The sequence below is a fragment of the Microcystis flos-aquae FACHB-1344 genome (assembly GCF_014698375.1).
Lineage (GTDB): Bacteria > Cyanobacteriota > Cyanobacteriia > Cyanobacteriales > Microcystaceae > Microcystis > Microcystis aeruginosa.
In genome coordinates this window covers 18,319-37,995 of sequence record NZ_JACJSW010000185.1, presented here as the reverse complement: position 1 = coordinate 37,995, position 19,677 = coordinate 18,319, and the positions used below count along the sequence as shown (strand labels likewise).

General features: G+C 43.5%; 17 protein-coding genes, 3 pseudogenes and 1 riboswitch. Of the genes and pseudogenes, 14 read left to right on the top strand and 6 right to left on the bottom strand.

The window, feature by feature from the left end; genetic code table 11:
- Nucleotides 1–13: 13 nt before the first annotated feature.
- Complete coding sequence (locus H6G48_RS18485; RefSeq protein ID WP_190722777.1) at nucleotides 14–934, bottom strand: NAD(+) kinase; 921 nt, start codon at nucleotides 932–934, stop codon at nucleotides 14–16.
- A gap of 549 nt (nucleotides 935–1,483) precedes the next feature.
- Between H6G48_RS18485 and H6G48_RS18480 the strand changes: the two genes are divergently transcribed.
- Nucleotides 1,484–2,023: a phycobiliprotein lyase gene (locus H6G48_RS18480; protein WP_002757172.1), complete on the top strand. Its 540-nt coding sequence runs from the start codon at nucleotides 1,484–1,486 to the stop codon at nucleotides 2,021–2,023.
- A gap of 86 nt (nucleotides 2,024–2,109) precedes the next feature.
- Here H6G48_RS18480 and thiC read toward each other — a convergent pair whose 3' ends face one another.
- Nucleotides 2,110–3,492 (bottom strand): phosphomethylpyrimidine synthase, encoded by a 1,383-nt coding sequence (thiC, locus tag H6G48_RS18475; RefSeq protein ID WP_190722776.1) that lies wholly within the window; start codon nucleotides 3,490–3,492, stop codon nucleotides 2,110–2,112.
- An 8-nt stretch (nucleotides 3,493–3,500) separates the two neighbouring features.
- A riboswitch (TPP riboswitch) is annotated at nucleotides 3,501–3,597 on the bottom strand.
- Between the two features lie 86 nt (nucleotides 3,598–3,683).
- Between thiC and H6G48_RS18470 the strand changes: the two are divergent.
- Nucleotides 3,684–4,519, top strand: a pseudogene (locus H6G48_RS18470) (RNA-guided endonuclease InsQ/TnpB family protein); the annotation flags it as partial.
- 47 nt (nucleotides 4,520–4,566) lie between these two features.
- Here H6G48_RS18470 and H6G48_RS18465 read toward each other — a convergent pair.
- Nucleotides 4,567–5,742 (bottom strand): transaldolase, encoded by a 1,176-nt coding sequence (locus H6G48_RS18465; protein WP_061432004.1) that lies wholly within the window; start codon nucleotides 5,740–5,742, stop codon nucleotides 4,567–4,569.
- Nucleotides 5,743–5,951: 209 nt separating this feature from the next.
- Here H6G48_RS18465 and rpmI point away from each other — a divergent pair, with 209 nt between their 5' ends.
- The 3 genes from rpmI to H6G48_RS18450 are packed head-to-tail and all read left to right on the top strand — an operon-like array spanning nucleotide 5,952 to nucleotide 7,504.
- On the top strand, nucleotides 5,952–6,155 hold the full coding sequence (gene rpmI / locus H6G48_RS18460; protein WP_002781071.1) for a 50S ribosomal protein L35: 204 nt from the start codon (nucleotides 5,952–5,954) through the stop codon (nucleotides 6,153–6,155).
- Nucleotides 6,156–6,186: 31 nt separating this feature from the next.
- On the top strand, nucleotides 6,187–6,534 hold the full coding sequence (gene rplT / locus H6G48_RS18455; protein ID WP_002791991.1) for a 50S ribosomal protein L20: 348 nt from the start codon (nucleotides 6,187–6,189) through the stop codon (nucleotides 6,532–6,534).
- A 13-nt stretch (nucleotides 6,535–6,547) separates the two neighbouring features.
- The gene (locus H6G48_RS18450) at nucleotides 6,548–7,504 is read left to right on the top strand and encodes a PhoH family protein (RefSeq protein WP_002772048.1); all 957 of its coding nucleotides are present in this window, start codon (nucleotides 6,548–6,550) and stop codon (nucleotides 7,502–7,504) included.
- Between the two features lie 180 nt (nucleotides 7,505–7,684).
- On the opposite strand, the gene H6G48_RS18445 is transcribed toward H6G48_RS18450, so the two are convergent.
- The gene (locus H6G48_RS18445) at nucleotides 7,685–8,800 is read right to left on the bottom strand and encodes a fatty acid desaturase (protein WP_190722775.1); all 1,116 of its coding nucleotides are present in this window, start codon (nucleotides 8,798–8,800) and stop codon (nucleotides 7,685–7,687) included.
- A gap of 63 nt (nucleotides 8,801–8,863) precedes the next feature.
- On the bottom strand, nucleotides 8,864–9,046 hold the full coding sequence (locus H6G48_RS18440; protein ID WP_071590363.1) for a hypothetical protein: 183 nt from the start codon (nucleotides 9,044–9,046) through the stop codon (nucleotides 8,864–8,866).
- A 158-nt stretch (nucleotides 9,047–9,204) separates the two neighbouring features.
- Here H6G48_RS18440 and H6G48_RS18435 point away from each other — a divergent pair, with 158 nt between their 5' ends.
- From H6G48_RS18435 to H6G48_RS18410, 6 genes and pseudogenes are all read left to right on the top strand, one after another.
- Nucleotides 9,205–10,710, top strand: coding sequence for a VMAP-C domain-containing protein (locus H6G48_RS18435; RefSeq protein WP_190722774.1), 1,506 nt, complete (start codon nucleotides 9,205–9,207; stop codon nucleotides 10,708–10,710).
- Nucleotides 10,711–10,716: 6 nt separating this feature from the next.
- Entirely contained in the window at nucleotides 10,717–11,676 is a 960-nt protein-coding gene (locus tag H6G48_RS18430) for an AAA family ATPase (RefSeq protein WP_190722773.1), read from the top strand.
- On the top strand, nucleotides 11,673–14,558 hold the full coding sequence (locus H6G48_RS18425) for a formylglycine-generating enzyme family protein (protein WP_190722772.1): 2,886 nt from the start codon (nucleotides 11,673–11,675) through the stop codon (nucleotides 14,556–14,558). The genes H6G48_RS18430 and H6G48_RS18425 overlap by 4 nt, the downstream gene beginning before the upstream one ends.
- Before the next feature lie 330 nt (nucleotides 14,559–14,888).
- Nucleotides 14,889–15,140, top strand: a complete 252-nt coding sequence (locus tag H6G48_RS18420) for a UPF0175 family protein (RefSeq protein ID WP_016515782.1) — start codon at nucleotides 14,889–14,891, stop codon at nucleotides 15,138–15,140.
- 82 nt (nucleotides 15,141–15,222) lie between these two features.
- Nucleotides 15,223–15,474 (top strand): annotated as a pseudogene (locus H6G48_RS27650) (PIN domain-containing protein); the annotation flags it as partial.
- 203 nt (nucleotides 15,475–15,677) lie between these two features.
- Nucleotides 15,678–16,484, top strand: coding sequence for a formylglycine-generating enzyme family protein (locus H6G48_RS18410; RefSeq protein ID WP_190722771.1), 807 nt, complete (start codon nucleotides 15,678–15,680; stop codon nucleotides 16,482–16,484).
- Between the two features lie 272 nt (nucleotides 16,485–16,756).
- On the opposite strand, the gene H6G48_RS18405 is transcribed toward H6G48_RS18410, so the two are convergent.
- Entirely contained in the window at nucleotides 16,757–17,677 is a 921-nt protein-coding gene (locus H6G48_RS18405; RefSeq protein ID WP_190722770.1) for a hypothetical protein, read from the bottom strand.
- Nucleotides 17,678–17,843: 166 nt separating this feature from the next.
- Here H6G48_RS18405 and H6G48_RS18400 point away from each other — a divergent pair.
- From H6G48_RS18400 to H6G48_RS18390, 3 genes and pseudogenes are all read left to right on the top strand, one after another.
- Nucleotides 17,844–18,044 (top strand): annotated as a pseudogene (locus tag H6G48_RS18400) (PhoH family protein); the annotation flags it as partial.
- 24 nt (nucleotides 18,045–18,068) lie between these two features.
- Nucleotides 18,069–19,037, top strand: a complete 969-nt coding sequence (locus H6G48_RS18395) for a cysteine synthase A (protein ID WP_002755861.1) — start codon at nucleotides 18,069–18,071, stop codon at nucleotides 19,035–19,037.
- Nucleotides 19,038–19,261: 224 nt separating this feature from the next.
- Nucleotides 19,262–19,540, top strand: coding sequence for a hemolysin XhlA family protein (locus H6G48_RS18390; protein ID WP_159296268.1), 279 nt, complete (start codon nucleotides 19,262–19,264; stop codon nucleotides 19,538–19,540).
- Nucleotides 19,541–19,677 lie beyond the last annotated feature (137 nt).

The window sequence follows — 19,677 nt, the reverse complement described above, 5'->3', positions numbered from 1 at the left end:
TCTTGAGCCATTCCTAATTATGACGATTGCCATCATAATGAATTCTCGCCCCGGCCCATTGTAATTTTTCCTGTAGAGTCTGATAAAAAGAATAGCTTTCCCGCAGGATAATAAATTGGGCGAATTTTTCAGCTTTGGTAACTCCCACCCATTGCCCAGGCCAAATGGAAGTGGCTAAAGCACCATCCATCCAGAGTTTAGTGTTTAATTCGTAGTCTCCCAGGGGCCAAATACTGACCAGAGATGCCGGGGGAATGACAATCGGCCGACTGGAGAGACTCAAGGGACAAATCGGGGTGACAGCGATCGCTTCCATGCCGGGGTGTATAATCGGGCCATTAGCGGAAGCGGTGTAACAGGTGGATCCCGTGGGAGTGGCCACTAATAGGCCGTCGCCTTGGTACTGATCTACTATTTCCCCGTCCACTTCGATTTCGAGGATCGAGGTGGGCATCCTATCGATACTAGCGGGTTTCACACACATCTCATTCAGGGCATAAAATGCCTCGCTCACTGGCTGCGGATTTCTTTTATCCCCTTCATAGATTCTGGCCTTTAACATCATCCGTTGTTGTACCGCATAGTGATCGGATTGTAAACGCTCCCAGACCGTCTCCGTATCTTGGAAAATCTCCAAAGGTTCCGTTAAAAACCCCAGATGGCCGCCGACATTCACCGCTAAAATCGGAATGTCTTCCTGAGCTAAATAGCGAGCAGCGGCTAAAATGGTTCCATCTCCCCCCAAAACGATGGCGAGGTCGATTTTTCCCGATGCTGAGGCTAAAAATACCGGATAGGGATTATCTTTAAAGCCACTGGGTCCCATTAAAACTTTACACTGACGGGCTTCTAACTGTTTAGCGCATTTTTCCGCCCATGCTTTACTTTGGGGATGATTGGCCTTATGGGCAATGATGACTTGTTTTAACTGCACAGAGTTGAGACCTTGTTCGGAGGTTCTATATTTTTAACAATACCAAGACCGGGCAGATCGGGTGAAAAGTAAGTAGGGTTTGCGGCAAAAAGTTTGTTGGTGGGGTCAGGAGTCAGGAGTCTCCGAGTCAGGAGACAGGAGACAGCTATCAGGGATCGGATTTGAGTTTTCAGTTCACTGTTTACTGATCACAGCAAAAAGCTGACGGCTTAGATGTGTAATTAATTTTGCTTAGGTACTTAAAAGGTAAAAAAGGGGTTGGGGGAAGAACCTCGGCCTCTCTGTAGCCAATTTGACAGAATTAATCGATAGATAGGGGTAAATGGAAGTAACTAGGATAAGCTCGCAGGTTTTAGCAATTTTATCCCGTTTTTTCCCTGTAAATGCTGTATCTGTGCGACTTTTTCCCAATTATCTCCCTCAACACCCCTACCACTTAATTTCCATGCAGGGTTATAATTGTATTAAGATGTGTAACAATTCTCTGGCAATCTCTTGACAAAGGATAACAAATCTGCTCTCCCAAAAAACAGGAAAGGTTTTATTTCTATGACATTAATTCAAACCGCCCAATTATCGCTGGAAACCTCGGCTTTAGCCTTTTTTAAGCAGACAGAAGGACGCTGGCAATCCCAGAGACGTTATTACACCCTCACCCAAGAAACGGAACCCCAAGAAGTTATCAGCGCCATCGAGATTAAATATTTACCCCAAGGCAGCGAACCATTAATTCAACTTGCCCGTTTACATAATCTGGAAGATACAGCTTTATTAGGTGGTACGGAAGTCACTTGGCAAAGTAATTATCTGCGTCCCCAGAGTAAAAAACCCTCCAACGGTTCGACTATATTCGGTATTTTAGATAATATTCTCTATCGCGATCGGGGATTTGCGACGGATAAACCCGTTAGTGCCATTTATACCTTTCCTAACCCCTCTACTCTCTGTCTGAGAACAGAATACGCCGGTTCTGTCTTTGAAGAAGAAATTAAACTCATCGGTCAACAATATCGCACCCGACAAACTATTATCTCTCGCGCCGGTCAAGAATTGATGATCGGTCAATATCTAGAAAAACGGGTCAATTAGTCAAAAAATCGGCGGCTATTCCCCGAATTTTGACCTTTATCCTAGGAATAGGGCTGAAATCAAGCAGCCCTTCCCATAACTCCCCTTTAAACCGGGGTTAAATTGTCTTGATTCTGACTAGCGAGAAACTTCTCTAATTCCGTAATCGCATCGGCATCGACTTTAGTTTGCATGGGACAGAATTTCGGTCCACACATCGAACAAAACTCCGCCGTCTTATAGATATCTGCGGGTAAAGTCTCATCGTGGTATTCCTTAGCGCGATCGGGATCCAAGGATAACTGAAATTGACGATTCCAATCGAAATTATAACGAGCAATGGAGAGTTCATCGTCACGATCGCGCGCTCCAGGGCGATGACGGGCGATATCTGCCGCATGAGCCGCTATTTTGTAGGCAATTAAGCCATTTCGCACATCTTCAGCGTTGGGTAAACCGAGATGTTCTTTCGGGGTGACATAACATAACATCGCCGTCCCGTACCAACCCGCCAGAGCCGCCCCGATCGCCGAAGTGATATGATCGTACCCTGGAGCAATATCGGTGACAAGGGGACCAAGAACATAGAAAGGTGCTTCGCTACACTCCTCCATTTGTTTTTTCACATTAAATTCAATTTGATCCATGGGAACATGGCCAGGCCCTTCCACCATCACCTGTACATCGTGTTCCCAAGCGCGGCGCGTCAGTTGGCCGAGGGTTTTCAATTCCGCTAATTGGGCCGCATCGGAAGCATCGTGGGTACAACCAGGACGCAGGGAGTCACCGAGACTAAAAGAAACGTCATAACGCTGGAAAATCTCGATAATTTCATCGAAATGGGTGTAGAGAGGATTTTGCTTGTGGTGGTGCAGCATCCACTTAGCAATAATACCACCACCCCTGGAGACAATCCCGGTCAGACGGGTTTTGACTAAAGGCAGGTGTTCGATGAGGATTCCCGCGTGAATCGTCATGTAATCTACCCCTTGCTGGGCGTGTTTTTCGATAATATGGAGGAAATCTTCGGGGGTGAGTTTTTCAATATTGCCGTGAACGCTTTCCACCGCTTGATAGATGGGTACAGTACCGATGGGGACAGGAGAAGCATTGATAATCGCAGTGCGAATTTCGTCCAAATTACCGCCACCGGTGGAGAGATCCATCACCGTATCTGCGCCGTATTTGACCGCTAGGTGTAATTTTTCCAGTTCTTCGTTAATATTCGAGGAGTTAGGGGAAGCCCCGATATTAGCATTAACTTTACACTTAGAAGCAATACCGATCGCCATAGGTTCGAGGTTGAGGTGATTGATATTAGCGGGAATAATCAGTCTTCCTCGGGCGATTTCGCTGCGAATCAATTCGGGAGAGAGATTTTCCCGTTTTGCCACATAAGCCATCTCTTCGGTAATTATCCCCTGACGGGCGTAGTGCATTTGCGATACATTTGCTTGTCCGCGCCGGGGGGCAACCCATTCTTGTCTCATAATTTTATTTCCTCTGTAAACAGCTTCCCTACGCTGGAATTACCCAGTCTCAGGTTCTAAGGGTCTTTCTCAGCCTGATTGCCTCAGACACCCCTAGCTATGACGGCAATTGTATCACTGTTGAGGACTGAGGAGATAAAGCTTAAGATTGTTGTTTGATTGGGCAGTTAGGCTAAAACCCACTTAGACCCCCTACAATAAACTTCTTAGGTGACGAATACTTAAATTTTCCACAATTGGGAAAAATTCGGATTAGGAAATCCAGAAAGTACCCGCCCTGGTTCGAGCCTAAACAAGCTCGAATTATCCAAAAAGCGTCGGGATTTTACGTTTCGGTTTCCTTCCAATCTACGGAATTAGTTCCCGATATGACAGTTGGGAAGACCTGTTTAGGAATTGACGCGGGAATTGAAAGTTTTGTCGCTACTTCACGGGGAGATTTAATCAAAGCCCCTCGATTTTTGTTGAAAGTACAGAGTAAGCTTAAATTGCTACAAAGACGCTTGAAACGGAAAAATAAAGGCTCTAGCAATTGGTTAAAACTTCAGGAGAAGATAGCAAGATTACACGAAAAAGTGTCTAATACCCGTAGAGATTGGCACTTTAAACTAGCTCATTATCTTTGTGATATGCCGATAATATCTTCGTTGAAGATATTAACTTCGTTTCCTGGTCTAGAGGGATCGTTAGAAAACAATCTCTAGATTCGGGTATCGGTAGTTTTATTAACGAGATACTACCGTTTGTCGCTTGGAAACGGGGAAAATATTATCTTAAAGTCGATAAAAACGGAACTTCGCAAGAGTGTCCGAATTGTGGCGCAATTACTGGTAAAAAAGAGTTATCGGAAAGAGTTCACCAATGTAATTCTTGCGGTAACATCGAACCAAGAGATACGGCATCAGCAAAGGTAATCGGGAACCGAGGAAAAAATGCGGTCGGACTGACCGTGTTAGAAAACGCTTGCGGAGGCGGTCGGTTGGGGGTCGTTCAGTTAAACCTGTTTGATCTAGTCAAGAGCCTATGAACCAAGAATCCCTCGCTAAACCGCGCGAGCGGTTTAGCGGGGGAGAGTCAAGCTTCCACTAAACGAAAAGCCGCACCCAAACCGACAGCGATCTCATCGGGAGAAATTCTGCCATCATGGTTAATATCGATCGCATCAAATACCGCATCGGTTCCCGCCCATTCTTCCCGGGTGATGAAACCATCCCCATCATGATCATAGACTCGGAAAATATCTTCGGCGGCGTGTTCTAGGGTTGACTGACCTTCCAACTGGGTTAAACGTTGAATCAGCAATTGTTCTAATAATTCTAAAGCTTTGGTAAAACCTTGAATACCTTCCGTTAGTTTTTCGGAAGCCATGGCATCTTCGGCGTGCATTTTCTCAAAAGTCGCTTGATCCATGGCAATTTTGACAATATCAAGGGTTGCGGCCTGTGCTGGATCGAGCTTACGGGGTAAATCGGCTTCTGTCTCTTGCAATTGTTCGAGCAGTTTCGGAGAAATGGTTAAAAGATCACAACCAGCTAACTCGCAAATTTCGCCGATATTGCGGAAACTTGCCCCCATAACTTCGGTTTTATAGCCAAACTTTTTATAGTAGTTATAGATCTGGGTAACGGATTGGACCCCGGGATCTTCAGCGCCAACGTAGTCTTTACCGGTTTCTTTTTTATACCAATCGAGAATCCGACCGACAAAGGGAGAAATTAAGGTTACTCCCGCTTCCGCACAGGCGATCGCCTGATGGAACCCGAATAATAGGGTTAAATTACAGTGAATTCCCTCTTTTTCGAGGACTTCTGCGGCTTTAATCCCTTCCCAAGTCGAGGCAATTTTAATTAAGACTCTTTCTCTAGAGATACCCGCTTGTTCATACTGGGAAATGAGATAACGGGCCTTGTCGATGGTAGCTTGGGTATCGTAGGAAAGACGAGCATCTACTTCGGTGGAGACGCGGCCGGGGACGATTTGCAGGATTTGCAGACCAAAACCGATCGCTAGGCGATCAAAAGCTAATTTGGCCACATCTTCCGGGGTGGCCTGCTTTCCCAATTCTTTTCTGGCCGCTTGCAGGGTTTGATCGACAATCGGCCGATATGGGGGCATTTGGGCCGCGGCCGTAATCAGGGAGGGGTTAGTGGTGGTATCCTGGGGTGTAAAAGCTTCGATCGCTTGGATATCGCCGGTATCGGCAACAACCACTGTAAATTGGCGTAATTGTTCTAGTAGGGTTTTAGCCATAACTTCTCCAGATGCGTGTTAACGCAAGACTTTATCCGGATCTTAGCGATTCGATCGAGAGGAAGGGGAAAATTCCCGATTGATTTAATTCCCACCCACAGACCTTGCCAAAGTGGGGATAAGCCGGGGAATCTTTTGGCCACTCCTTGCCCAAAGTCCTGTATTTGTGATAGTATTAGTGATTGTGTCGATTTAATAAAAGGGAGTTTATGCCCAAGCTAAAAACGCGAAAGGCGGCGGCCAAACGATTCGAGGCCACGGGAAGCGGCAAAAAAATCAAACGTCGCAAAGCCTTCAAAAATCATCTACTCGATCATAAAAGTGCCGAACGCAAGCGCCGTCGTTTGTCCCAGATTACCCTGGTACACGAGCGCGACGAGAAGGAAGTGCGCTTAATGTTGCCCTATTTGTAAATTTTCCAGAAAAATTGTCTAAAGGATCATCATGTCTAGAGTAAAACGGGGGAATGTCGCCCGCAAGCGACGCAAAAAAGTTCTCAAATTAGCCAAAGGTTTTCGCGGTTCCCACTCGCGCTTATTCCGTACCGCTAACCAACAGGTAATGAAGGCCTTGCGGAATGCCTATAGAGACCGTCGCAAACGTAAACGCGATTTTCGTCGTCTTTGGATTACCCGCATTAATGCCGCTGCTCGTCAACAGGGCATCAGTTACAGCCAACTGACCGGACAATTAAAGAAAGCTAATATCCTCCTCAATCGGAAAATGTTGGCCCAATTAGCTGTCCTCGATCCCGTCGCTTTTGCTAAAGTGGTAGAACTAGCCAAAGGATAATTTAGCCCCGAGCATGACGGAAACTTGGCAAACGATTCAATTCCCCAGTTCAGAAAGTGCGATCGCTTTAGCGGGTCATCAAGAAGCTAACCTCAAATTGATAGCCAGGCAAACTGGGGCGAATTTAGTCCTCAGAGGCATGGAATTGCGGATTGCGGGGCAACCGACCCCGGTGGAGCGTGCCACAGCGATTGTGCGCTCCTTAAGTATTTTATGGCAAGAGGCCAAGTTAATCGCCGAAGCCGATATTATGACCGCTATCCATGCCCTCGATACGGGGCGTTCTAGCGAGTATAAAGAACTACAGCAGGATATTCTCGCTCGTACCCGTCGCGGGGAGCTAATTCGGGCAAAAACCTTCCGTCAGCGTCAATATATCCAAGCGATTCAAAGTCACGATATCACCTTTTGTATTGGACCTGCTGGCACGGGGAAAACCTTTTTAGCCGCCGTTTTAGCCGTACAAGCTTTATTAGAAGATAAAGTAGAACGGATTATCCTCACCCGGCCGGCCGTGGAAGCGGGGGAAAAATTAGGCTTTCTCCCGGGGGATTTACAGCAAAAAGTCGATCCTTTTTTGCGTCCCCTCTACGATGCTTTATACGAATTTATCGAAGCGGCCAAAATTCCCGACCTGATGGAACGGGGTAAAATCGAAATCGCACCCTTAGCTTATATGCGGGGACGAACCCTAGCTAATGCTTTTGTTATCGTTGATGAGGCCCAAAATACCACCCCAGCACAGTTAAAAATGGTCTTAACTCGCTTGGGATTCGGTTCGCGCATGGTAGTAACCGGAGATGTCACCCAAACCGATTTACCGCAACAACAGGAATCGGGGTTAATTGCCGCTCAAAAAATCCTCAAATCAGTAGAAGGGATTGCTTTTTGTTACCTATCCCGGGCCGATGTGGTGCGTCATCCCTTAGTACAAAAAATCGTCTCAGCCTACGAACAGCACGAAAAATAACCGATTGTTGAGATAGTCGCTCTTGTACTCTTGCGAGAGAGTATAGAATTAGGTTAATTTAACGCGATGTGCAACTAAAAACGACAGAATCAGGGTTCCAGAGGATACTTTATCTCTGCTGATTTCTGAAAGCCTTGTTGTAAATCAAGACTAAAAATATAGTTGCACACCGAGTTTAATTTAGCTTTTTCCCCTTAAACTAAAACCGACAAAGACGTAGTTTAAAGCGTTTCGGTATCCCCAAACCTCAAGGAATTGATAACGCTGCCATCCTTTCACCGAGCCAGTCTGAAAAGCTCTTAGGGTATATAGTTGGTTAGCCCAGTTGTGATCGTTTGGTGTAGCATGGTGAACACAGTGCGCCCCTAGGCTAACTGGAAGGATGATTAGCCGGATAAAGACTGCTCCCACTAATTCTATGTACCATTTTAACCACTCTAACCAGTGGTCCGAGTGCGGAGGATAAGCACCCAAATATAGGGCAAAAGATTTACCAATTACCTGAGATTTAGCTCCCTCATTCTCATCGGCTTCATAGGCCCAATTATGCTCCGGTAGCTGTTGCAAGAGTGCGGCTGCATAGGTTCCGAGTTGGGTAAATACTGCCCAGAGTAAGCAGATTAAACAAGAATGGGTTAAACCCGCACAAACAGAGGCCAAGAAAAGCACAATCAGGGTAGCTATTTGGTAGTTAATGGGGGCTTTAAGGAGATTAGTCAGACGAGCAAGGAAGGTTTCTCCGTAAAACTTGGGAGAGAGTAATAACTTGCCCAAATTTTGCCAATAGAAGGCCTCTTCTTGGCAAAATTCAAAACCTAACTCTTCTACTAGGTAGGGGGTATTCCCCTTGTCATTCATGGTAGCTAGGTTTTTCGGCGGGTGGTGAATTAATAGGTGATCTTTTTTGAACAATGGAAAGGGCTTTTTCCCAGTAATTAAGGTGAGTAAACAACCTAAAAGATGGTTATAAGTGGGATATTGAGGGAAAAAAGCATTATGGGCGCAAAAGTGGGCTATTTCTTGCAATTGAGCCGCTCCAGCTACGGATAACACCCATCCTAGGGGTATTAATTGCCAGTGGCTAAGAGCGATCGCTAATCCTCCTATATACTGGACTATGCCATAGAGTAATTCTAAGGAGGGCGTGCTTTTCCAGAGAGGGGGGGTAAGGTAGTAGCCTGTTAGCCAGTCAAAGAAAGCTTGTACGAGACGATTATCGCTGAGTTGGAGCATCCCTAGGCGTGGATTATCCCTTAAAGCCGATGCTTGTGTTGGGGTGGGTTTTTTCAGTATCATGACAGTAGAAAATAAGTTGTACTGTCCTGAAAATGGTTAAATAACCAAATTCAGGCGGTTTTATTAGCTGTGCAGCTTTTCGATTTCTCGGTAGTGCTGAACTAATTGCCCATCACTAAAAAACGGCTTTGGAGAGATTTCTATCTCGATGGCAAGATTAATTACCCAAGCTTCTTTGGGTACATACCCCAAGCGATTTTTTAGCCTCTGGGTTAGTGATTTAATCTGGTAGTTTGAGATGTACATAAGCTCTGAATTAGACTACACTTTTAGCTTATTTCTAGACCTTTTAATTGTCGAGGTAGTTTTTGTAGCATTTAGTAGTCAATTTGCCAAAGTATCATTAAGTAGCTAAAAGTAGCATTTTGTGAATTGTATTCTTAAAAGGAGAACCACAAGTACAAATGGGAGATAGAAAATCTAAGTCTAAAAAACCAAGTGATCTGAATGAATCAGATTTTTTGGGCATTGTAATGCAGTTAGTTATAAAAGTAGATAATAAGGGATTATCTGATATACAAAAAATCTTAGTAAATGGATTTCGTCAAGGTTTAACTTATGATGAGATAGCAGAGAAAAATTACTTAAATTCAGAAAATCTTAGGAAAGAAGCAAATAAAAAATTATTTCCCTTGATTTCTAAAGCTCTCACAGAAGCTATGAAAACGCCTATAAAAGTTCAAAAGACCAATTTTATTACATTAATTGAGCATTGGAATGCTATCGATAACAAGGGTATCTCTGTAGAAAATAGTTTTGTTAAAAGCAAGACAAAAATTAATATATTTACAGAGCTTAAAAATAACTTGTCTGGACAACAACAATCAGAACTGAATCTGATCATAAAGTCGTACTTGCCAGATAATGACAATGCTAATTTTGAAAAAATCATCGATAAAATCATAAATCTTCGAGATGATAAAGATTCATTAAGAATACTTTTTAGACTTACTCAAGATAGCAGAATTAATAGCTACAATCGCTCATACATTGAACAAACAATACAGGAGTTAAAGAAACTATTAAATATTACTGACACAGATTACAATGCTTGGATAGCAGAGATACCAGTAATTAATCCGGAACCTGACAATCGAGAAAATATTAACAACTATCTATGTATCAAAATAGAGGAGAGTAAAAGTCAAGTAAATACTTCCCCTGAATATAAATTTGCTGCGTGGTTTCTACAGTTAAATACATCTCAAAGTCAAGAAAATAATTATATACATCTTCCTGTAGATAGTAGCGTTAGCAAAGATGTTTATACTCAAAAAGATATAACGAACATTTTAACAAAAATTATTGAAGATTGTCATGAGCGAGGAGGTGCAAACTTAAATATTGAATTTTTCACCAATGGTAAGCTACTATATACTAACTTTGAATCTTGGGAATACAATTGCTTTGATAGCCTAACTCAACTTAAGAGAGTATATTTTGTTAATGTTCGCTCTCTTATGAGATTGGAGAATAGATATCGGAATCAACCAGTTTATAAAAATTGGAAAAGTAGATGGGAGAGATTAACAACAAATTCTATAGATACACAAACAGTTACTAACAGCGAGTCCTATTTGTGCCAAGAAACAACTCTATGGAGCAATCTTTGCGCTTCAACTCAAGAGGATTTAGAGCAATTCTTTAAAAGAAGCTTAAAATATGGCATACCTTTAGCCGTTGGGTCGCGCTGTCATGCTCAGGAAGCAATTCACAGAACAGAAATTAATACACTCTTACAGGGTATTCAAATTAATCAATTGTCCACAAAAGTTCAAGAGGTGAGGCGACAATCACCAGATAATTTAGAAGATGAACCAGAACATCTAGGACATCATCTATTATGCTTTTTAGAAGACCCTAATCGGATGCCCCCCTTCCACTACTTAACATCTCAGCACCTAGGTTAACTAACTATGAGTTCATGGAAAATCTTTCAAGGCAATCATCAAAAACGCTCAAGGGATAAGATTACTTGGCCAGAAATCCCACCTTGGCGAAGCTTCGCCACCAACAAATCCGAGGAGCGGGGAAAACAACTCATAGTTAACGATAAAACCATCGAAACCGTAAACGCAGCCATTCACCTACGCCGGCCTATTTTAGTCACAGGGAAACCGGGTACAGGGAAAACCTCCCTAGCCTACGCAATCGCCTACGAATTAGACTTAAAAGAAGTATTAGTCTGGCCAATTAATACCCGCACCACCCTACAAGAGGGATTATACTACTACGACGCGATCGCACGTTTGCAAGATTACCAATTAGAAGAAAAAAAAGACATAGGGCAGTATATCCGCTTGGGTCCCTTGGGGACAGCCCTCTGTCCGAGAAATTATCCCCGGGTACTGCTTATCGATGAGATAGATAAAAGTGACATCGACTTACCCAACGACCTCTTAAACCTTTTTGAAGAGGGAAAATTTGAAATCACCGAACTTTCCCGACTCGCGAAAGATACCGAAAACGAACCAATACCAGTACAAACCCATGACGGTGAATGGGAATCCATCCCCCAAGGTAAGGTAAGCTGCCAACAGTTCCCCATAGTGATTATGACGAGCAACGGCGAGAGGGATTTTCCCCTACCCTTTAAACGTAGATGTCTGCTCTTAGAAATTCCCGACCCCACCCCAGAGGAACTAAAAGACATAGTAAAAAGCCATTTTGATTATAAAGAAGCCAGTCCCGAAAGTAAAAAAATAGAAGCAGCGATCGCAGAATATGTTAAAAAACGAGAAAAAGGGGAACTAGCAACAGACCAGCTTTTAAACGCCGTCTTTTTGAGCATGGGCCAAGATAAACCCACAGGTGCAGAATTAAAGTCCCTTACCAACCTACTATTTACCTATCTCACCGACACAGGCAATACATGACCCAAACCCTTCCCACACCAGAACTGATTGATAAATTTATCACCTTTGTCAAGGGCAGGGGATGGGACCTAGACAGTTACCAGATAGCTGATAGTTTATGGTGGTATGTTCTCACCCAAGAAGAAGAAGGAAAACCCCAACCCCGTCCAGAGCCTAGGGAAGAAAAGAAAGAAACCCCTCCCGCTAAAAACCCCCCCCAGGAGAGTAAAAACAAAACCCAAGAGCCAGCAGCCCCATCCGATGAAGTTCCCTTAATACGCGAGACAGAAGCACAAAAACAGCCTGAGAAGATAGGCGCAGATACCCTACCCATTAGCATCCCCGATGCCAAATTCTGGCGAGAAACCCTAAAATTAGGGCGGGCAGTGCGTCCCCTCATCCAAAAGATAGACTCAGCCACCCAAAGACAAATAAACCTAAACAGCACCGTACAGAAATCGGCCGAGTATAGCATCGGCAAGAAAGATGGCAGTTTAGCCCTAATACCCGTTTACCAAGCCCAAAAAGTCCGTTCCCTAGAGGTAGTTTTACTGATTGAAGAATGGGCCTCCATGGTCTTTTGGAAAGAAATGGCCGGGGAAATCCGCGATTGGCTAGAACAAATCGGGGCCTTTCGGGATGTCAAACTCTACCGCATAGGATGGGACGAAGATAGGCAAAATTTAGCCATCCGTACCTACTCTAACGATACTTGCTCAATTCACCCAAAAGATCTCATCCATCCTCGCGGCGAAAGACTTATCCTCTTCTACAGTGATTGTACTTCCCCAGACTGGTATCAAGGACGCTATAACCAAGCTCTTCAGGACTGGGGAAAACACCAAATCGTCACCCTGCTTTCTCCCTTCCCGGAAGCAATGTGGGAAAGAACCGCCCTTAGTCGAGGTTGGTTCGTCTCCCTAGTCAACCAAACCCCCCGGAAACCTTCACAAAACTGGAGATTTACCTCTATCCCCCTGCTGCTACAAATTGAGAAGGAAGAGGAAAATCAACATATTCTCAGAGAAACAATCCAAAAAACCTACTTTCCCCTACCCACCATCTCCCTAACCCCTTCATCTTTAAAAGCTTGGGCGCTTGTTGTCAGTGGTGACAGCAACGCCACCTGTGCGGGGGTACTACTAGAAAAATCCCCCCAAAACAGAGAAATACCCGCAACTATTTCTCCGGAGATGTCTGGGAAGCAAGCTCTAGAACTATTCGCTAGTACCGCCTCACCTCTAGCTTGGGAATTACTGAAAAAATTAGCCGCAGCCCCGGTAAATCTTCCCATCATCCGTCTTATTCAAAGCAAACTTTTAAGCGCCTCTAACCCCCTAAACATAGCAGAAGTCATCCTTAGCGGTTTTCTTAAAGTCTATCTAGGAGGGGAACCAGTGAAGTGGGACAAGGGAGGTAAATTTAACTTTCATACTCCCCCCAACAGCCTAGATTTTGAATTTGATGATGAGGACAGAGAGCTTCTGCTCACTGAACTAGGGAATAGCCGCGCCTTAGAGGTAATTTTTGTCCTCTCGGAATACATCGCCCAAAAACTTAACCTGAGTACCACCACCTTTTTTGGTCTTATTCTTACCAATCCCCAAGTTCTCCTCGGCAAAGAAGCAGCTAATCTAGTCCGCGCCTTTGCCAAGGTGTCTGCTAAGGTTTTCCAAAAGCTAGGGGAAGCAAAGTACCAAGAAATTAGCCAAAAGCTGCAATCTATGGTTGACTCACCTCCACCCCCACCGGTTGAGGAAAAGTGGCTGAGGAAATATAAAACCGTAACCATAGCTAAGGTAAAAGAGCTTACGGGAGGAGAGGAAATATTGTTTCAACTGCTCAAGCATAGACTTAAGGATTTCAGCGTAGAAGATGGGGAACTGTATCAGCGTCTTCGTTTAACCCCTGAGCAGCTTAAAATTTTGGCAAGCGAAGAAATAACCGCCGAGACAATGCCAGTCCAGTTTAGGGAAGTCTTGGATAACACAGAAGAAGAAATCATCACCCAGAAATTTAACCTAACCCTGTTCAAGTCTGAAACCGTCTTTGTGGATGAGAGGGGACAAATTACCGCCAAAGAACCCGTGAGAGCCTTCTACTTTGAAGAAAATCCCCCCAGCTTAAAAATGCTCTATATTCCTTCGGGGGAGTTTTGGATGGGAACCGAAGCGGAGGAAATAGCGCGGCTAGTGGAAAAATACAATAGGGATTGGTTCCAACGAGAATCCCCCAGACATTTAGTAAAAATCGCTCCGTTTTACCTAAGTCAAGCTCCGATTACCCAAGCTCAATGGTTATATATTGCCCAAAGGGAAGATTTAAAAGTAGAGCGAGATTTAAACCCAAATCCATCGAAGTTTAAAGACAGCACAAACCCCGTTGAAAATGTATCTTGGTTAGATGCCGTAGAATTTTGCCAAAGGCTCTCTAAAATGACCAAGAAACAGTATCGGCTACCCAGTGAGGCGGAATGGGAGTATGCTTGTCGTGCTGGAACCACCACCCCCTTCCACTTCGGAGCAACCCTCACCTCAAATTTAGCTAACTACGATGCTAGGAAACGCTTTGCTAAGGAACCAGCAGGAGAACGTCGCGGGAAAACCACCCCCGTGGGGCAATTTCCCCCCAATGGTTTTGGTTTGTATGATATGCACGGCAATGTCTGGGAGTGGTGTCAGGATGACTTCTGGGAAAATTATCGACGCGCACCTAGGAATGGTAGTCCTCGGCAAGAAAAGAGCAAAAAACAGCAAAATCAGGCAAATAAAGCTCTGCGGGGCGGTTCTTGGTACAACTATCCGTATAACTGCCGTTCCGCTTACCGCAACTACTACAACCGCCGCGACGTCTGCATCAACTACGGTTTTCGGGTGGTGTGCGGTGCTGGGAGGACTTTGTAGCCCTTTTTCTCTTTTTTCCCTTTTTACCCTTTTTCTCCTTTTCGATTTTTTTGAACAAATGTACTATATGAGGTTGGCTGATCAGTAGCTGGTTATAATTAAATTGAAGACGGGTTTTAGGTTTTCCCCTTATCAAGGTAGGGTTGATTCATGAATCAACCCTACAATCAAACCTAGAATCAACCCTACAATCAAACCTAGAATCAACCCTACAATCAAACCTAGAATCAACCCTACAATCAAACCTAGAATCAACCCTACAATCAAACCTAGAATCAAACCTATCAACCCTACAATCAACCCTACAATCAATTAATCCTAGTATTCATCATGTACCAAATCACTCTTTCCCTACCCGATGAAACCGCTCTCGCTTTACATCTCACCCCAGAACAACTAGCACAGGAAATCTCTCTTCTTGCTGCCATTAAACTTTATGAATTGGGAAAACTTTCCTCTGGCAGTGCTGCCAACTTAGCAGGTATTCCGCGAGTTGTTTTTCTCTCTAAACTTGCAGACTATGGAGTTGATACCTTCCGACTCAAGGAAGCAGAATTAATCGAGGATCTGGCTAATGCCTAACGTCATTGCCGATACATCACCGATTCAATACCTCTATCAGACTAACTTACTTGACTGATTCCCTGTCACTGATTTAGGAAAAGGAGAAAAAGAAGTATTAGCTTTAGCAATAGAAATTACCGATTCTCTCGCTTTACTTGATGATAGCTTGGCGAGACGATATGCAAATTTATTAGGAATAAAACTCACTGGCACAATGGGAATATTATTAAAGGCTAAACAAAATGGTTATCTACACCGTATTGAGCCAATTCTTAATCAACTAGAATTGCTGAAGTTTCGCTTAGATGCCACTACTCGTACTTCTGTGTTAAAATTAGCTGGTGAAGGATAGAGTATAAAATCAATTTTTAATTTAATTATAATCACTTACTTAGGGCTTGCTGAAAAAGTACGGGCGAAGCATTCGGATAGAAAATCTACGGTTTCACCGATAGGTTATGCCCGAATGCTTCGCCCCTACAGGACGCGGGCCGATACAGAACACTAAAACCCTTACCTCGTCTATATTTTATATTTATTCAGTCAACCCTACTTATGCCTACAATAATCATCCAAAAGACCCAAAAACGTCTTTTAATCTATAGAGAAAAACTCACCGATGACCTAGAAATAGAATTAGTCAAAATACCATCGGGAACCTTTACAATGGGTTCTTCAGAACAAGAAAGTAGTAATAAAAGTGAAAAGCCGCAACACAACGTCACCCTGAAAAACTTCTTGATGGGTATCTACCCCATTACCCAAGCTCAATGGTTATATATTGCCGAAAGAAAAGATTTAAAAGTAGAGCAAGATTTAAACCCAGAGCCATCGCATTTTAAAGGCAGCACAAACCCCGTTGAAATGGTAAGTTGGTTAGATGCCGTAGAATTTTGCCAAAGGCTCTCTAAATTAAGTAAAAGAAAATATAGGCTCCCAACGGAAGCTGAGTGGGAGTACGCTTGTCGAGCGCAAACCAAACCCTTAAATCTCGACAAAGGAGAAACCTACCCCCCCTATCACTTTGGGGAAATTCTTACCCCAGATTTAGCCAACTATAATGAAAATCTCCAAAAAACCACCCCTGTTGGGCAATTCTACGCCAACGACTTTGGTTTATATGATATGCACGGAAATGTCTGGGAGTGGTGTCAAGATGATTGGCGCGAAAATTATGAGGAGATAAAAAAGAGCAAAAAACAGCAAAATCAAGCATATAAAGCTCTGCGGGGCGGTTCTTGGTTCAACATTCCTGGTTACTGCCGTTCCGCTTTCCGCTTCTTCAACTACCGCCGCGGCAACGACGACGGCTACTACAGCCTCGGTTTTCGGGTGGTGTGCGGTGCTGGGAGGACTTTGTAACCCTTTTTCTCTTTTTTCCCTTTTTACCCTTTTTCGATTTTTTTGAGCAAATGTACTATATATGTACTATAAAAGGATTGAGAGAATTATCATGAGTAGAAAAAGGGTTTCTCCGAGAAACCCTTTTTCTGTGGGTTACTCAACGGATTTAGGATAAATTGCTTGTTGAGACGAGACAAGAGGCAATAGTAAAGGGATTGGGGGAAGTTCAACTAATCTTAAGAATAAGCGGTTTAAATGCGTCTTAGCTTACATCAACAGCTGCTCAGTTATTAGTATTCTCCCCCATCATTTTTTTTCTGGTCTAAAACATGATTATAGATCACACTGTTGAGAGATTGCCAAAAAGGAACTAATAAAATATTCAGAAGTAAGAAAATAGTAGTCAGACCATAGGAAAACATCGCCATTTGTCGGAAAAAAAGAGGATTTTCCGCGAGCGTTTGCCAGTCCTCTACCGATTCCAAACTACTATAAAAAGAGGAAAAATTGACCCAAAAGGGAATTGAAGCCAAAGCCCATGACAGAATATAAACTGGAATAATTAATAAACTGGCAATAAATATCACTCCTACAATTCTCCAAGCCGAGTTTTTAGTTAAATGCCAACCTCTCTTGATTGCTTGCCAACTGCCTAAATTATCTTCAATTACTAAGGGCAATTCGGCAATGCAAATGCGAGCAGATAACCAAAGGAAGAAAACAGGAAGACAGAAAGAAGCCAGTAAAATAAGCAATACACCAAGGATGGGGATCAAACTTACTAGCGCCAGAGACAGCGTTATCGCCAAGATTATTGCCGCTCCCAACAAACCAAGCAAAACCTGCATCCACCACAAGCGCCACATTTTCGGCTTAACTTTTTTTTCCGCTTGTCCGGCAGTTTCCGGCTGATAAATGATGTCTTGAAAAGCTAATCGTGAGATAACCGCACTATTGAAAAGATACTTAGCGGCCGAGAAAATTTGTACTGGGAAAAGAAATAAACGTAAACCGATATCGCTGCCTTCTTCGGGGGTAATTGTTTGATAAAGTAATTGACTGAGAATTAATTGCAAAATTAAGGGAAGAAGCGACCACAAACAGGCGCGGACAGCAAAGAATACATAAGTTGGGAAGCGATCACGATAAAGACGGAAGGCAGTATTAATCGTATTGCCAATATTCAAAGGCTCGATGGAATTGTTAGTCACGGTGGGACTCCTTACAGAATGCCACCACTATATTAGGTTAGGTAACTAATCACAGCTAAAAAACTTCCAATTTAATCAATATTTTCAGCAAAGACAACAATTTTGCTAAAGTGGTAGAAATTGGCCAACGATTCAATTCCCCAGTGGAGAAATTGCGATCGCATTAATGATCTTAACTTCCTTGGGATTCGGTTCGCGCATGGTAGTAACTGGAGATGTCACCCAAACCGATTTACCGCAACCACAGGAATCGGGGTTAATTGCCGCTCAAAAAATCCTAAAATCAGTAGAAGGGATCGCTTTTTCTTACCTATCGCGGGCCGATGTGGTGCGTCATCCCTTAGTACAAAAAATCGTCTCAACCTAGGAACAGCACGAAAAATAACAGATTATGGATATTAAAAATGGTTTCGTCGATGCGGTGGGTAATACTCCTCTAATTCGTCTCAATAGTTTTAGCGAGGAAACCGGCTGCGAGATTCTCGGTAAGGCCGAATTTCTTAACCCCGGTGGTTCGGTCAAGGATCGCGCCGCTTTATATATTATTCAAGAAGCGGAAAAAGCCGGTACTCTCCAACCGGGGGGAACCGTTGTCGAAGGAACCGCCGGCAATACTGGCATCGGTTTGGCCCATATCTGCAATGCTAAAGGTTATAAATGCCTGATTATCATTCCCGATACCCAATCCCAAGAGAAAATCGACCTATTGAGAACATTGGGTGCAGAAGTGCGTACTGTTCCCGCCGTTCCCTACCGAGATGCCAATAATTACGTTAAATTATCGGGGAGATTGGCCAGTGAGATGGAAAATGCTATCTGGGCCAATCAATTCGATAATCTGGCTAATCGTCGCGCTCACTACGAAACCACCGGCCGGGAAATCTGGGAACAAACCGACGGTAAAATTGATGCTTGGGTGGCTGCCACGGGAACCGGGGGAACCTACGCGGGGGTGGCGATGTTTTTAAAAGACCAAAATCCCCAGGTGCGTTGTGTGGTGGCGGATCCGATGGGTAGCGGTTTATATAGTTATGTGAAAACCGGGACAATTACCCTGGAAGGTAGTTCAATTACTGAAGGGATTGGTAATAGTCGTATTACGGCTAATATGGAAGGCGCACCCATAGATGATGCCATTCAAATTGATGATCCCACTGCCATCAAAGTTGTTTATCAACTATTACAAAAAGATGGTTTATTTATGGGGGGTTCTGTGGGTATTAATGTCGGTGCTGCCGTGGCTTTGGCTAAACAAATGGGACCGGGCCACACCATAGTTACTGTTCTTTGTGATGGTGGGTCCCGTTATCAATCTCGTTTATATAATCCTCAATGGTTGGCTGAGAAAGGATTGGCTTAAATTCTTGTTAGGGTTAAGTCATCTGTCAGCTAGATTAAGGTGATGAACCCGGAATTTTACAGGAAAATCAGAAATTATCGGCTCATAAATTAGTGGAGATCATGGTAGCGGTAGGGCAACAATTAGAGAAGGCAGCAGGGGAAAATGAGGCGCAATGTTTGGCAAGCACTTGAGACAAGATAGACAATAATACTGATAACTATCATTATTAGGAGAATCATCAGATGTCAGTTACTATTGAACAAGACCTCAAAGAAATTTTAGGTTCAATTAATCAGAAGTTAGATAATCTGCAAAAAGATGTTATGGATATTAAAATAGTACAGGCGAGATTAGAGGAAAAAGTCGATAGTTTAGAAAAAGATATTGAAGGAGTAAAAGAAGATACAAAAGAATTAAAAGGCTCTCAGAAAGCCCAGATTTGGACGTTAATCGGCATCTTGGGAACAGCTTTACTAGGAACAGTTATTCGCTATATTATTCTCCCTTTTCCTCAATCATAATTAAGACAATGAATTTTGAACCGCCTTTTGCAACAGTTATTCCTCAATTACAGAAAATCACTGTAGGGGTGAAGCATTTGGGCATAACCTATCGCTGAAATCCTAGATTTTTTATCCGAATGCTTCGCCCCTACCCA

What these genes read in the sequence shown, in the direction of transcription:
- H6G48_RS18420 (WP_016515782.1), top strand. Translation starts at nt 14,889, where the DNA reads ATGTACCAAATCACTCTTTCCCTACCCGATGAAACCGCTCTCGCTTTA.
- H6G48_RS18440 (WP_071590363.1), bottom strand. Translation starts at nt 9,046, where the DNA reads ATGTACATCTCAAACTACCAGATTAAATCACTAACCCAGAGGCTAAAA.
- H6G48_RS18445 (WP_190722775.1), bottom strand. Translation starts at nt 8,800, where the DNA reads ATGATACTGAAAAAACCCACCCCAACACAAGCATCGGCTTTAAGGGAT.
- rplT (WP_002791991.1), top strand. Translation starts at nt 6,187, where the DNA reads ATGTCTAGAGTAAAACGGGGGAATGTCGCCCGCAAGCGACGCAAAAAA.
- H6G48_RS18480 (WP_002757172.1), top strand. Translation starts at nt 1,484, where the DNA reads ATGACATTAATTCAAACCGCCCAATTATCGCTGGAAACCTCGGCTTTA.
- thiC (WP_190722776.1), bottom strand. Translation starts at nt 3,492, where the DNA reads ATGAGACAAGAATGGGTTGCCCCCCGGCGCGGACAAGCAAATGTATCG.
- H6G48_RS18465 (WP_061432004.1), bottom strand. Translation starts at nt 5,742, where the DNA reads ATGGCTAAAACCCTACTAGAACAATTACGCCAATTTACAGTGGTTGTT.
- rpmI (WP_002781071.1), top strand. Translation starts at nt 5,952, where the DNA reads ATGCCCAAGCTAAAAACGCGAAAGGCGGCGGCCAAACGATTCGAGGCC.
- H6G48_RS18425 (WP_190722772.1), top strand. Translation starts at nt 11,673, where the DNA reads ATGACCCAAACCCTTCCCACACCAGAACTGATTGATAAATTTATCACC.
- H6G48_RS18435 (WP_190722774.1), top strand. Translation starts at nt 9,205, where the DNA reads ATGGGAGATAGAAAATCTAAGTCTAAAAAACCAAGTGATCTGAATGAA.
- H6G48_RS18390 (WP_159296268.1), top strand. Translation starts at nt 19,262, where the DNA reads ATGTCAGTTACTATTGAACAAGACCTCAAAGAAATTTTAGGTTCAATT.
- H6G48_RS18450 (WP_002772048.1), top strand. Translation starts at nt 6,548, where the DNA reads ATGACGGAAACTTGGCAAACGATTCAATTCCCCAGTTCAGAAAGTGCG.
- H6G48_RS18410 (WP_190722771.1), top strand. Translation starts at nt 15,678, where the DNA reads ATGCCTACAATAATCATCCAAAAGACCCAAAAACGTCTTTTAATCTAT.
- H6G48_RS18430 (WP_190722773.1), top strand. Translation starts at nt 10,717, where the DNA reads ATGAGTTCATGGAAAATCTTTCAAGGCAATCATCAAAAACGCTCAAGG.
- H6G48_RS18395 (WP_002755861.1), top strand. Translation starts at nt 18,069, where the DNA reads ATGGATATTAAAAATGGTTTCGTCGATGCGGTGGGTAATACTCCTCTA.